Raw genomic sequence first — 13,827 nt, forward strand, 5'->3', positions numbered from 1 at the left:
ACACCCTACCCCCATCAGCATGGTTTTCAGATGGCATCAACATGATTGGAAGCTCACCAAGTGACGCTGATCGAGCGTTCGCCCAACAGTTGTTGCAGGCTGTCAAACAGTTCGGCTTTGGGGGTAACGGCCCATTTTGCGGCTGTTTTCAATTCGCCGTAAGCGGCAGGGTTGCTGTAGCTGATCCGGATGGGAATCTGGCCGGCGCCGGTTTGCCGATACGTGCTTAATAATTCAGCCAACCGGCGGATATCGTGTTCCGGTTTCAAGCTGAGGTTGAGGCCGCGGGCGTATTTTTCTCGGGCATTTTGCAGGGTGATGACTTGGTTGGCCATAATCCGCAGCGCATCGCCGCCGTTGTAGTCGTCGCGGCTGATTTTGCATTCCATAATCAATACTTGGTCGGCTTTCAGACGGCCTGTGCATTCTTCCAACACTTGTCCGCTGATCAATACTTCTGCCTGGCCGCTTTGGTCTTCCAGCGTGGCAAAGGCGATTTTGCCGCGTTTGCCCATGATGGTGCGCACGGCGGTGACGAAGCCGGCCACGCGTACGTGGTCTTGCGGTTTGAGTTTGCTCAGGCGCATGGGGGCGAACTGGCGCACTTCTTGGGCAAACGGGCCGAAGGGGTGGCCGGAAAGGTAAAAACCCAGCACTTGCTTTTCTTCGGCCAGCTTTTCCGATTCGCTCCATTCGGGCATGTCGGCAAGCTGCACCGGCTCGATGGCGTCTTCCATCAAGTCAAACAATCCGCCCTGATTGGCATTGGCGGCTTTCTGTTCGGCATTGCTGATGGCCAAATCGATGTTGGCGATTAATTTGGCGCGGTTGGGGTCGATGCTGTCGAAGGCACCGCCGCGTATCAGTGATTCAATGGTGCGTTTGTTGATGTGCGCCTTGCCCACGCGTTCGCAGAAATCGAGCAGGTCTTTAAACGGCCCGCCGTTTTCGCGTGCCGCCACAATCGCTTCTACTGCGCCTTCGCCGGTGCCTTTCACGGCGCCGAGGGCGTAGCGGATACGGCGCTGGCTGTCGGGGGTGAAACGGTAGTCCGACTGATTGACATCGGGCGGTAAAAATTCAATGCCGTTGGCACGGGCATCGTCGTAAAACAGCTTGAGCTGGTCGGTGTTGTCCAATTCGCTCGACATGGTGGCGGCCATAAATTCGGCGGGATAATGCGCTTTGAGCCAGGCCGTCTGATAGGCTACCAGCGAATAGGCGGCGGCATGCGATTTGTTGAAACCGTAGCCGGCGAATTTTTCCATATAGTCGAAAATTTCATCGGCTTTTTGTTGGTTGATGCCTTTTTCTGCCGCACCGGCCACAAAGGTGGCACGCTGTTTCACCATCTCTTCGACTTTTTTCTTGCCCATGGCGCGGCGCAGCAAATCGGCACCGCCGAGGGTGTAGCCGCCGATAACCTGTGCGGCCTGCATCACTTGTTCCTGATACACCATAATGCCGTAAGTGGGCGCTAATACATCGCTCAGCAGCGGGTGCAGATATTCGAATTTGGCGCCGTGCATGCGGTCGATAAAGTCGGGAATCAGATCCATCGGGCCGGGGCGGTAGAGCGATACGAAGGCGATAATTTCTTCAAACTTGGTCGGCTTGGCTTTTTGCAGCATTTTTTTCATGCCAGTCGACTCAAATTGGAACACTGCTGTGGTGTTGGCGCTGGAAAACACTTTATACGCCGCCGGATCATCGAGCGGAATATGGTTCACATCCACTTTTTCGCCGGTGGTTGCGGCGATAAAGTTTTGCGCCATTTCGATAATGGTCAGGTTGCGCAGGCCTAAAAAGTCAAACTTCACCAAGCCCACATCTTCCACATCGCCCTTGTCATACATCGACACCGGCGAGGCGGATTCGTCGGCCTGATAAACCGGGCTGAAATCGGAAATCTTGCCCGGCGCAATCAATACGCCGCCCGCGTGCATGCCGAGGCCGCGGGTAAGGTCTTCCAGCCGCTTGGCCAGGTCGATGAGCTGGCCGGCGTCTTCGTTTTCAATCAGGGTTTGGATTTCCGGCTCCAGCTCCATCGCCTTTTCCAGGCTGACCGGGCGGTTGGCTTCGAGCGGAATCAGTTTCGATAATTTGTCGCACAGGCCGAACGGCAGCTCCAATACGCGCCCAACGTCGCGGATCACCGCTTTGGACGACATGGTGCCGAAGGTCACAATCTGGCTCACCGCATCGGCGCCGTATTTTTCACGCACATATTCGATCACGCGGCCACGGTTGCTTTGGCAGAAATCGATATCGAAGTCGGGCATCGATACCCGCTCCGGGTTCAGAAAGCGTTCGAACAGCAGCGCATATTCGAGCGGGTCGAGGTCGGTGATTTTCAGCGCATAAGCCACCAGCGAGCCGGCGCCCGAACCGCGCCCCGGCCCTACCGGGCAGCCGTTTTCTTTGGCCCAGTTGATGAAGTCTTGTACGATGAGGAAATAGCCGGGGAAGCCCATCTGAATGATGATTTGCAGCTCGAAATCCAGCCGCGCCTGATATTCGGGCATTTTGGCCGCGCGCTCGGCTGCATCGGGATACAGCACCACCATGCGCTCCTGCAAGCCTTCGTTGGAAAGCACGGTGAGGTAGTCATCGAGCGACAAGCCGTCGGGGGTGGGAAACTGCGGCAGAAAGTTTTTACCCAAGGTAATGTGGATATTGCAGCGCTTGGCAATCGCCACCGAATTTTGCAGCGCTTCGGGCAGGTCGGCAAAACGCTCCGCCATTTCTTCGGGCGACGCAAAAAATTGGCTCGGCGTGAATTCGTGCGGGCGTTTTTTATCGGCCAACACCCAGCCGCCGGCAATACACACGCGTGCTTCGTGCGCTTCAAAATCATCGGCGTTCAGAAACTGGGTCGGGTGCGTGGCCACCACCGGCAAATCCAGCGCCGCCGCGATTTGCAGGCTGCCCGACACCGATGTTTCCCATTGCGGCCGCTCCGGCAGCCGCTGCAATTCCAGATAAAACGCACCGGGAAACCAGGCGGCGTATTTCTGCGCCGCCGCCAGTGCCGCATCTTCGTGGCCGTTCATCAGGTTGGCGCCCACTTCGCCGTAATGCGCGCCCGACAGGCAAATCAGGCCGCTGTTGTCGCCTTCGGCCAACCAGCTTTGGCGCAGCTCGGCATGCTCGGTATTGCGGTCTTTACCCACATAGGCGGCAGTGAGCAATTCGCTCAGGCGCAGATAGCCGGCATCGTTTTTCACCAACAGCATAGCGCGGTAAGGTTTTTCGGGCGCATCGGGGTTTTCGATCCACACATCGGCCGCCGCAACCGGCTTGATGCCGGCACCGCGGCAGGCTTTGTAGAACTTCACCAAGCCGAACATATTCATCAAATCGCTCACACCCAAGGCAGGCAGGCCGTATTCGGCGGCTTTTTTCACCGCTTGTTTGATGCGCACGGTGCCGTCGGTAATCGAAAATTCAGTGTGCAGGCGCAGGGGGATGTAAACGGGATCGGTCATGGCGAATCTGTTCTGTGGGTAAAAAAGCAAAACCGTATTGTAACGTTTTTGGCGGATGAGATGTATCGGATTCGGGAATGCCTTGGGCGTATCTTGACGCTATACAGATCAATCTGTATAGTTTTAATATACAAGGGCAGCTTTATGCTTAAGCGCTTGAAACACAGAGGGCTTGAAAATTCTTTACCCGTGGCAACCAAGCAGGCATTCAGCCTGCTCACGCACCCAAATATCAGCCTGCAACGAACCGCGCTCAAGCAGACTTATACACGCCCCGGCTGAACTCTGCCCTTTAAGCGGTGATTTGAAAGGGCATTGGCTTATCAAAGTCAACAGCAACCAGCGGCCGAGCTTTACTTTATAACGGCACCGATGCCGAAATTGTGGATTATCAAAACCATCATTAGGAGCACATCATGCGTATGCACAAGCCCGTTCATCCCGGCTGGGTATTGCGCGAATATCTGGGCGATACCAGTGTAACCGAAGCCGCCAAGCGCTTGGGCGTGACCCGCGCCGCCTTGTCGCGCATCCTCAACGGCAAAGCAGCCGTTTCTGCCGACATGGCCGTGCGTCTGTCGATTTTGCTCGGCACCAGCAGTGAAATGTGGGCCGGCATGCAAACCCAATACGATTTATGGCAGGCCGAGCAAAAACCGCACGATTTCGTGGTGCCGCTGAATGTCGCCTCTGCCTGAACCTTTCAGACGGCCTCAATCTCCGCCGCACAACTTGTTTTCCCGCTCAACACACCCACTTTATCAATATTAACGAGGCCGTCTGAAACAGGCCGTCTGAAAAGAAAGCAACAACCATGCAAGCCACCGTTTATTTGGAAGACCACGAATACATCGCCCTGTGCGATTTGCTCAAACTTGCCGGCCTGGCCGACAGCGGCGGCCAAGCCAAAGCCGCCATTGCAGAGGGGCAGGTGTTGCGCAACGGTGAAGTGGAAACCCGCAAAACCGCCAAAATACGCGGCGGCGAAATCATCGAATTCAACGGCGCAGTGCTGGAAGTGGAAAACGGCTATGACCCGGAAACTGAAGCCTGAAGATTTAATGCCCGAGCCGGTGCGCCCCGAGTCGTGGGAATGCTGCGGCAGCGACTGCGGCGACGCCTGCATCCAAACCATTTATTGGCACGAAAAAGCCAAATACGATGCACAGCAGCGCGAATGGAAAGTACAACAGGAAGCAGCAAAAAACGAAGGCCGTCTGAAAGATAACCATGATTGATTTACACTGCCACTCCACCGTTTCAGACGGCATGTTAAGCCCGCGCGAAGTGGTGCGGTTGGCGCACCGCAACGGCTGCACCCTGCTCGCACTCACCGACCACGACCACACCGGCGGGCTGGCCGAAGCGCGCGCCGAAGCCCAAACACTGGGCTTGCGCCTGATTAACGGCGTGGAAATATCGGTGACCTGGCGGCACCGCAGCGTGCATATTGTCGGGCTGGATTTCGACGAACACAACGAAGCGCTGCAAAACCTGCTCGCCCACGTGCGCAAAGGCCGTCTGAACCGCCTGGCCGCGATTGCCGCCAAGCTGGAAAAGAAAGGCATCACCGGCGCTTATGATGGCGCACTCGCCTTGGCCGCCAACCCCGAAATGGTCAGCCGCACCCACATCGCCGAATATTTAATCCACAGCGGCCACGTGCGCAACAAGCAGCAGGCATTTACCAGATATCTGGGCGAGGGCAAACCCGCCAGCGTGGCGCACGACTGGGCTTCACTGCCGGACTGCGTGGCCGCCATCAAAGGCGCGGGCGGCCTGGCCGTGATTGCCCACCCGATGCGCTACGGCTTTTCCGCCACCGCCAAACGCAATTTATTTGAAGAATTTAAAGCACTCGGCGGCAACGGCATCGAAGTGCACAGCGGCAATTGCGATAAAAACGATCGCTTGAACTACGCGCTGCTGGCCGAACGCTTCGGCTTGATGGCAAGCTGCGGCAGCGATTTCCACCGCTTGGGCGACTACAGCGGCGGTGTATTGGGCGCCTGCCCCGAATTGCCGCCGGGCTGCAAACCGGTGTGGGAAAGTTTTCAGACGGCCTGAATTTTCAAAAGGCTTAATAAGGGCTTCCCGGCTATTGGGTTGATGGGGCATTTTGTCATTCACACCCATCAACGATATTGGGAAACTCAAGGAAACGATGATGAAAAAACTGTTTCTCACCGCTTACTTTGCCCGCACTGCCGACTTGCTGCCGCCGTTTGCCGGCGATTGCTCCGGCCGCCGCGTCTGCTTCATCCCTACCGCCGCCATCCCCGAAGCTGTGGATTTTTATGTGGACGAAGGCAGAGCGGCTCTGGAAAAGCTGGGCATGACGGTTGATATACTGGATGTGGCCGCCGAGCCCGCCGCCGTGATTGCCGCCAAACTGCATCATTGCGATTGTATCTATGTGTCCGGCGGTAACACTTTCTTCCTGCTGCAAGCGTTGCATAAAAAGCAGGCGGGCGAAATGCTGGCGGCACAAATCAGCGCAGGCAAGCTCTATATCGGCGAATCGGCGGGGGCGGTGATTTTGGCGCCAAGCGTTGATTATATGCGCGCAATAGACGATGCGGGGGCGGCGGAGCAGACAATTTCCACAGGCTTGCAGATATTGGATATTTACCCCTTACCGCACTACGGTGAGTTTCCGTTTGCCGAAGCCACCGCAGAGATTATCCAAAACTATGGCCGCAAATTGGCCATTTGCCCGATAAACAACGGGCAAGTAATTTTAGTCAGCGGTCAGCAATTTGTTGTCAAAAGCATAATAAATGCCCATTCATAAATGCAGTCAGGTAATTTTATGAACGGCATCACCCACTTTCAGACGGCCACTCAACAAACCAAAAGCCGTCTGAAAATAAAATAAAAGGAACCTTATCATGGCACAATTTTTCGCCATCCACCCCGACACCCCGCAAGAGCGGCTGGTCAAACAGGCGGCAGACATCATCAGAAAAGGCGGCGTGGCGGTCTACCCCACCGACTCCTGCTACGCACTCGGCTGCCAAATCGGTGACAAAACCGCCATGGAACGGATTTTACAAATCCGCAAAATCGACCTCAAACACCACCTCACGCTGATGTGCGCCGACTTGAGCGAATTGGGCACTTACGCCAAAGTGGACAACAGCCAATTCCGCCAGCTCAAAGCCGCCACCCCCGGCAGCTATACCTTTATCATGCAGGCCACCAAAGAAGTGCCCAACCGCACCCTGCACCCCAAACGCAAAACCATCGGCCTGCGCGTGCCCGACAATAAAATCGCACTGGCCTTATTACAGGAATTGGGCGAACCCATGCTCAGCTGCACGCTGATGCTGCCCGAAGACGAAGAGCCGCTCACCGACCCCTATGAAATCCGCGACCGCCTCGAACATGCGGTAGATGTGATTATCGACGGCGGCTGGTGCGGAACCGAGCCGACCACCGTCATCGACATGACCGACGGCATCGAGTTGGTGCGCGAGGGCAAGGGCGACAAAACCTTGTTTGGATTGTAAAGGCCGTCTGAAAACACAGATTCGATTCATGGAACGAATACAGGCAAAACAGCACCTTTAGCGCAATGCTTACCGACTGTATCTTGGCCGCCGCATCTTTAAGGTATCGGCTACGCTTAGATCAGGTGCCGCAATTAACGCAGGGCCGGAAGCCCGTCTGGATTTGACCGACATTATTCGGCCTGAATAAGCGCAGCTGCCATCCAAGCATCAGGCGGTTGCCATGTATCGTGAATGAATTGGCGGCGAGCCGAAGACAGTACAGGCAGTACGAGCTTAACTTATACCCATTCACAAAAGTAAGCGAACAAAGCGGCGAGCCGCAGACAGCACACACGCACGGGGCTGCTTGACTTGGTGCTTCAACACCTTAGCGGAACCGGTTCTCTTCGAGCTCAGGCGAACCCACCCTGTATTCGTTTAAAGCTCATTCTATGAGATTATTTTCAGACGGCCTCATCCCATAACAGGCCGTCTGAACACACACAAGGAAACTTTAATGGGCAATTTCAATTTAGGCATATTTTTATTGGCCGTATTGCCGGTATTGCTGGCAATTACCGTACACGAAGCAGCTCACGGCTATGCCGCGCGGTATTACGGCGACCGCACCGCCGAGCAGCTCGGGCGGCTCACCCTCAACCCACTGGCACACATCGACCCCATCGGCACCATCGTGGTGCCGGCAGTGATGTTTTTCACCACCGGTTTTATGTTCGGCTGGGCCAAACCCGTGCCGGTGGTTACCCGAAACCTGCGCGATACCCGCATCGGCATGCGCATGGTGGCCATTGCCGGGCCGGCATCGAATTTTGCCATGATGTTCGGCTGGGCCGTGCTGATGATGCTCTCCCCGCTGGTGCCCGAAAGCTTCCAATATCCGATGCGGCAGATGGCCACTTTCGGCGTAACCATTAATGCCGTGCTGTTTGTATTAAACATGCTGCCGATTCTGCCGCTCGATGGCGGCCGCTTTGTCGATACCTTTCTGCCGGCCAAGGCATCCTACAGTTTCCGCAAAATCGAACCCTACGGCATGTGGATTCTGATTGCACTCTTATTTACCGGCATGCTCAACAAAATCATGCAACCGTTTTTGGCCGTAGTGCTGGGCTTGGTGCAAAGCTTTATCCGACTACTGGGTGGTTAGCCCACATTGATTCAATCTAAGGCCGTCTGAAAACTTGATATTTTCAGACGGCCTTAGATTTGCATTTCAAATGCAACACTTGGAAGTAAAGGTTTAAACACCCCCAAAAATAAAGCACTGGGCGTTTCATAGCCAAGTTTTTTCTCGGACGGTGGTTCAACGCATCCTGAACAGCCTTAATCTGGCGCTTACTGAACAACCTGAAAGCCGTTTTCTTTGGAAAGTATTGGCGGATAAGGCCGTTGGTGTTTTCATTGCAGCCCTTTTCCCATAAGTGATAGGGGCGGCAGAAATAAGTTTGGGCGCCTAATGCCTCGACCACTTTCTTGTGACGGTAAAATTCCTTGCCGTTATCCATGGTAATGGTCAAGACCCGGTTTTGGTGTTTTCTCAATACGCGAATGATGGCTTTTTTCGTATCTTCCGCTTTGAAATTTCCCATCTTTTCAATGATATAATCAAAAAAAACAAAACCAGTACAATAGAAAAACCATGGCATACTCAAAAGATTACCGACAAATGATATTAGCAAAGCTCGAATCAGGTGAAACCTATCGAGCTTTAGCCGCTGAATTCAACATCAGTAAAAGCACCATACAAAACTGGAAGAAGCAGCCTGAGCGAAAAATAGTAACCACCCGTCACTCCAAAATCGATATGGAAAAGTTACGCCAAGATGTAGTGCAGTATCCCGACCATTATCAAAGAGAGAGAGCCGTCCGCTTTAACTGCACGCAACGGGCAATCGGCATTGCATTGAAACGGTTGAAGATTACTCAAAAAAAAGACCTTGAAACATCCTCGGGCTGATAAAGCAAAACGCCGTTGTTTCAGTCAGCAGCTCGCACGTTACGAACAAGATGGCAGACCGATTACCTATCTTGACGAAAGTGGCTTCAAATCCAACGATTACCGTCCCTATGGATACGCAACGAAAGGCGAAAAGTGTTACGGCACTGACAACCGGCAATTGAAAAACACCACCAATGCTATTGGCGCGATTCACGATAACCGGTTATTTTCGGTAGGTCTTTATAATTGCAGCATTGACAGTACCGTTTTCCATCACTGGGTTGAAATGCTACTGCTGCCAGAACTGCCTCCAAGCAGCGTGATCGTGATGGATAATGCCACATTTCATAAAAGACAGGATATTCAAGACTTGATTGAAAAAGCGGGGCATACGATTCTTTGGCTGCCTCCATACAGCCCCGACCTAAATCCGATTGAGCAAACTTGGGCTTGGATTAAGCGGAAACGGCAAGATTGGAGGGTGGATTGTCTGGATACGCTGTTTTTCTATTTCTTGTGGATTTGTGACAGTTTTTAATTTCTTCGACTATAGTTTTTTTCTTTGAAGATATTACAGAGGATGGCTTTAGGGGGCTGGGCGCACTCTTTCCAAACATCCCATTTCAACTGTGCCAATTCCACCAACAGCAAACCATCAGCAGCTATCTGCCGCACAAGCCGCAGCCCGATGCAGTAAAAGCCTTGAAGACACGTTCAGACGGCATCGTTCAAGCAACGGAGCCGGTTTAACCGCGGTTTGAATAAATGGTATCAAACGTATCGCAATCATTGAAACGAAATAAGCCAAGGTGCCGCGGCAGCAACCCGGCGGGCACCGCCGCCAACACCCGGTATTGTGCAGCCGCCATTCCCCCCTAAAGCAAAGGCCGCCCGAACGGGCAGCCTTCAAACAGCTAAACGCAGCATCACGGCTTCTTAAGCGCAGGCTTGGCCTTCTTCGCCGCCGCCCCCGATACCGAAGCCTCATCCTTCAGACGGTTGTAAATACCGTCTCCGATCCCCTTCACGTTCTTCAGCTCCTCCACACTTTTGAAGTTGCCGTTGCGGCTGCGGTACTCTACAATCGCCGCCGCTTTCGAGGGGCCTATGCCCGGCAGGGCTTTGAGCTCTTCTTCCCCGGCGGTGTTGATGTTGACCGCCGCCAGCGAGAAGCCGGTGCTTATCAGCGCCAGTGCGCCCCAAATCAGTTTTTTCATATTGTTTTCCTTCGTAATGTTGTTCGGCCTTCACCGGCAGCCTCTGCTGCATGCCGGCATTTGTTTATGATAAGGGTATTTTTTGATGCGTTCAAATATTTTTACTGCATTAACGGTTATGTGCCCGAATATTGCGCCGGTTTGTCGCAATCGGGCAACAGCAAGAGGCTGTTGGGGCCGTCCACCCGCCAACCACCCACAGAATAAAGCCCCGATACGTTTCCGTATCGGGGCTCTTGAATGGGTGTCTGGCAGTGACCTACTTTCACATGGGTATCCACACTATCATCGGCGCTGAGTCGTTTCACGGTCCTGTTCGGGATGGGAAGGCGTGGGACCAACTCGCTATGGCCGCCAGACTTAAACTGTACAAATTGCTAAAGCCGTCGCAACATGGTCTCCCATCTTGCTTTATCAACATGAACCGAGGCGCGCTCTGGGCGCTGCGCCCGCTTCCAACAAGGGTAATGTGTATCGCATGTCCGTACTGCTGTACGGCTCATGACTTCAGTAAGCTTTATCATCATTCGAAGTTCTTCAAATGATAGAGTCAAGCCTCACGAGCAATTAGTATCGGTTAGCTTCACGCGTTGCCGCGCTTCCACACCCGACCTATCAACGTCCTGGTCTCGAACGACTCTTTAGGGTGGTTAAACCACCAGGGAAGTCTCATCTTCAGGCGAGTTTCGCGCTTAGATGCTTTCAGCGCTTATCTCTTCCGAACTTAGCTACCCGGCTATGCCACTGGCGTGACAACCGGTACACCAGAGGTTCGTCCACTCCGGTCCTCTCGTACTAGGAGCAGCCCCCGTCAAACTTCCAACGCCCACTGCAGATAGGGACCAAACTGTCTCACGACGTTTTAAACCCAGCTCACGTACCACTTTAAATGGCGAACAGCCATACCCTTGGGACCGACTACAGCCCCAGGATGTGATGAGCCGACATCGAGGTGCCAAACTCCGCCGTCGATATGAACTCTTGGGCGGAATCAGCCTGTTATCCCCGGAGTACCTTTTATCCGTTGAGCGATGGCCCTTCCATTCAGAACCACCGGATCACTATGTCCTGCTTTCGCACCTGCTCGACTTGTCGGTCTCGCAGTTAAGCTACCTTTTGCCATTGCACTATCAGCCCGATTTCCGACCGGACCTAGGTAACCTTCGAACTCCTCCGTTACTCTTTGGGAGGAGACCGCCCCAGTCAAACTGCCTACCATGCACGGTCCCCGATCCGGATAACGGACCTGGGTTAGAACCTCAAAGTCACCAGGGTGGTATTTCAAGGACGGCTCCACCAAGACTAGCGTCTCGGCTTCTAAGCCTCCCACCTATCCTACACAAGTGACTTCAAAGTCCAATGCAAAGCTACAGTAAAGGTTCACGGGGTCTTTCCGTCTAGCAGCGGGGAGATTGCATCTTCACAACCATTTCAACTTCGCTGAGTCTCAGGAGGAGACAGTGTGGCCATCGTTACGCCATTCGTGCGGGTCGGAACTTACCCGACAAGGAATTTCGCTACCTTAGGACCGTTATAGTTACGGCCGCCGTTTACTGGGGCTTCGATCCGATGCTCTCACATCTTCAATTAACCTTCCAGCACCGGGCAGGCGTCACACCCTATACGTCCACTTTCGTGTTAGCAGAGTGCTGTGTTTTTAATAAACAGTCGCAGCCACCGATTCTCTGCGACCCTCCAATGCTTACAGAGCTAGTCTTTCACATCAGAGGGCATACCTTCTCCCGAAGTTACGGTATCAATTTGCCGAGTTCCTTCTCCTGAGTTCTCTCAAGCGCCTTAGAATTCTCATCCTACCCACCTGTGTCGGTTTGCGGTACGGTTCTGATTTAGCTGAAGCTTAGTGGCTTTTCCTGGAAGCGTGGTATCTGTCACTTCGCATCCGTAGATGCTCGTTATCACTTCTCGGTGTTATGAAAGTCCGGATTTGCCTAAACTTTCCACCTACCGGCTTGAACGGCCTATTCCAACAGACCGCTGACATAACCTTCTCCGTCCCCACATCGCACTAAATCAAAGTACGGGAATATTAACCCGTTTCCCATCGACTACGCATTTCTGCCTCGCCTTAGGGGCCGACTCACCCTACGCCGATGAACGTTGCGTAGGAAACCTTGGGTTTTCGGCGAGCGGGCTTTTCACCCGCTTTATCGCTACTCATGTCAACATTCGCACTTCTGATACCTCCAGCAACCTTCTCAAGTCACCTTCTTCGGCCTACAGAACGCTCCCCTACCATGCTAATCTAAATTAGCATCCGCAGCTTCGGTTATAGATTTGAGCCCCGTTACATCTTCCGCGCAGGACGACTCGACCAGTGAGCTATTACGCTTTCTTTAAATGATGGCTGCTTCTAAGCCAACATCCTGGCTGTCTGGGCCTTCCCACTTCGTTTACCACTTAATCTATCATTTGGGACCTTAGCTGGCGGTCTGGGTTGTTTCCCTCTTGACAACGGACGTTAGCACCCGCTGTCTGTCTCCCGAGGAACCACTTGATGGTATTCTTAGTTTGCCATGGGTTGGTAAGTTGCAATAACCCCCTAGCCATAACAGTGCTTTACCCCCATCAGTGTCTTGCTCGAGGCACTACCTAAATAGTTTTCGGGGAGAACCAGCTATCTCCGAGTTTGTTTAGCCTTTCACCCCTATCCACAGCTCATCCCCGCATTTTGCAACATGCGTGGGTTCGGACCTCCAGTGCGTGTTACCGCACCTTCATCCTGGCCATGGATAGATCACTCGGTTTCGGGTCTACACCCAGCAACTCGTCGCCCTATTAAGACTCGGTTTCCCTACGCCTCCCCTATCCGGTTAAGCTCGCTACTGAATGTAAGTCGTTGACCCATTATACAAAAGGTACGCAGTCACACCTCTAGGGTGCTCCCACTGTTTGTATGCATCAGGTTTCAGGTTCTGTTTCACTCCCCTCCCGGGGTTCTTTTCGCCTTTCCCTCACGGTACTGGTTCACTATCGGTCGATGATGAGTATTTAGCCTTGGAGGATGGTCCCCCCATCTTCAAACAGGATTTCTCGTGTCCCGCCCTACTTGTCGTATACCTAGTACCATACTTGAAATTTCGAATACGGGGCTTTCACCCACTATGGCCAAGCTTCCCAGCTTGTTCTTCTATCTCAAGTATTATCGTATACAGGCTCCTCCGCTTTCGCTCGCCACTACTTGCGGAATCTCGGTTGATTTCTTTTCCTCCGGGTACTTAGATGGTTCAGTTCTCCGGGTTCGCTTCTCTCAAGCTATGTATTCACTTGAGGATACCGTACAGAATACGGTGGGTTTCCCCATTCGGACATCGCGGGATCTTTGCTTTATTGCCAGCTCCCCCGCGCTTTTCGCAGGCTTACACGTCCTTCTTCGCCTATCATCGCCAAGGCATCCACCTGATGCACTTATTCACTTGACTCTATCATTTCAAGAACCTCATTGACTTCGCCCAACCTCCCGTTGACTAGGGGACCGGACTTGAGGTGCCTACTTTGATAAAGCTTACTGCTTTGTTGTGTGATTCACTCTGCCTTTTGTGTTTCAGAGTGAATCCGATACAATCATCACCCAAATTTTTGTGCTCCGATTGCTGCTGGGCTGTCGCCGGATATACCGGCTCTGCTTTTGCTGAAACGCATTCCGTTGC

11 protein-coding genes, 2 rRNA genes and 1 pseudogene are annotated in these 13,827 nt (G+C 53.3%); 9 read left to right on the forward strand and 5 right to left on the reverse strand.

Annotated features, from left to right (window positions below):
- Nucleotides 1–53 precede the first annotated feature (53 nt).
- Complete coding sequence (dnaE, locus tag LVJ83_RS13305) at nucleotides 54–3,488, reverse strand: DNA polymerase III subunit alpha (RefSeq protein ID WP_244785124.1); 3,435 nt, start codon at nucleotides 3,486–3,488, stop codon at nucleotides 54–56.
- Nucleotides 3,489–3,904: 416 nt separating this feature from the next.
- Between dnaE and LVJ83_RS13310 the strand changes: the two genes are divergently transcribed.
- The 7 genes from LVJ83_RS13310 (at nucleotide 3,905) to LVJ83_RS13340 (ending at nucleotide 8,150) form a co-directional block, all read left to right on the forward strand.
- Nucleotides 3,905–4,186 carry a HigA family addiction module antitoxin gene (locus LVJ83_RS13310; RefSeq protein ID WP_244785125.1) on the forward strand — a complete coding sequence of 94 codons (282 nt, stop codon included), beginning with the start codon at nucleotides 3,905–3,907 and terminating at the stop codon, nucleotides 4,184–4,186.
- Between the two features lie 116 nt (nucleotides 4,187–4,302).
- Nucleotides 4,303–4,542, forward strand: a complete 240-nt coding sequence (locus LVJ83_RS13315) for an RNA-binding S4 domain-containing protein (RefSeq protein ID WP_244785126.1) — start codon at nucleotides 4,303–4,305, stop codon at nucleotides 4,540–4,542.
- On the forward strand, nucleotides 4,520–4,726 hold the full coding sequence (locus LVJ83_RS13320) for a hypothetical protein (protein WP_244785127.1): 207 nt from the start codon (nucleotides 4,520–4,522) through the stop codon (nucleotides 4,724–4,726). Before LVJ83_RS13315 ends, LVJ83_RS13320 begins: the two co-directional genes overlap by 23 nt.
- Nucleotides 4,719–5,555, forward strand: a complete 837-nt coding sequence (locus LVJ83_RS13325; protein ID WP_244785128.1) for a PHP domain-containing protein — start codon at nucleotides 4,719–4,721, stop codon at nucleotides 5,553–5,555. The genes LVJ83_RS13320 and LVJ83_RS13325 overlap by 8 nt, the downstream gene beginning before the upstream one ends.
- A 100-nt stretch (nucleotides 5,556–5,655) precedes the next feature.
- A complete protein-coding gene (locus LVJ83_RS13330; protein ID WP_244785129.1) occupies nucleotides 5,656–6,282 on the forward strand; it encodes a Type 1 glutamine amidotransferase-like domain-containing protein in 627 nt (208 codons plus the stop codon).
- 97 nt (nucleotides 6,283–6,379) lie between these two features.
- A complete protein-coding gene (locus LVJ83_RS13335) occupies nucleotides 6,380–7,000 on the forward strand; it encodes an L-threonylcarbamoyladenylate synthase (RefSeq protein WP_244785130.1) in 621 nt (206 codons plus the stop codon).
- Nucleotides 7,001–7,499: 499 nt separating this feature from the next.
- Complete coding sequence (locus LVJ83_RS13340; RefSeq protein WP_244785131.1) at nucleotides 7,500–8,150, forward strand: site-2 protease family protein; 651 nt, start codon at nucleotides 7,500–7,502, stop codon at nucleotides 8,148–8,150.
- Nucleotides 8,151–8,203: 53 nt separating this feature from the next.
- Here the strand turns inward: LVJ83_RS13340 and LVJ83_RS13345 are convergent.
- Nucleotides 8,204–8,604, reverse strand: a pseudogene (locus LVJ83_RS13345) (IS30 family transposase); the annotation flags it as partial.
- A 38-nt stretch (nucleotides 8,605–8,642) separates the two neighbouring features.
- Here LVJ83_RS13345 and LVJ83_RS13350 point away from each other — a divergent pair.
- Nucleotides 8,643–8,960 carry an IS630 transposase-related protein gene (locus tag LVJ83_RS13350; protein WP_244785132.1) on the forward strand — a complete coding sequence of 106 codons (318 nt, stop codon included), beginning with the start codon at nucleotides 8,643–8,645 and terminating at the stop codon, nucleotides 8,958–8,960.
- Nucleotides 8,941–9,480, forward strand: coding sequence for an IS630 family transposase (locus LVJ83_RS13355; RefSeq protein WP_244785133.1), 540 nt, complete (start codon nucleotides 8,941–8,943; stop codon nucleotides 9,478–9,480). Before LVJ83_RS13350 ends, LVJ83_RS13355 begins: the two co-directional genes overlap by 20 nt.
- A 388-nt stretch (nucleotides 9,481–9,868) precedes the next feature.
- Here LVJ83_RS13355 and LVJ83_RS13360 read toward each other — a convergent pair whose 3' ends face one another.
- From LVJ83_RS13360 to LVJ83_RS13370, 3 genes are all read right to left on the reverse strand, one after another.
- A complete protein-coding gene (locus LVJ83_RS13360; RefSeq protein ID WP_244784473.1) occupies nucleotides 9,869–10,159 on the reverse strand; it encodes a ComEA family DNA-binding protein in 291 nt (96 codons plus the stop codon).
- Nucleotides 10,160–10,405: 246 nt separating this feature from the next.
- Nucleotides 10,406–10,518: ribosomal RNA gene (rrf, locus tag LVJ83_RS13365) — 5S ribosomal RNA — on the reverse strand.
- Between the two features lie 187 nt (nucleotides 10,519–10,705).
- A 23S ribosomal RNA gene (locus tag LVJ83_RS13370) occupies nucleotides 10,706–13,599 on the reverse strand.
- Nucleotides 13,600–13,827: the final 228 nt, after the last annotated feature.

Origin of the sequence: Uruburuella testudinis, from assembly GCF_022870865.1 — a bacterium.
In the GTDB taxonomy this organism is placed as follows: domain Bacteria; phylum Pseudomonadota; class Gammaproteobacteria; order Burkholderiales; family Neisseriaceae; genus Neisseria; species Neisseria testudinis.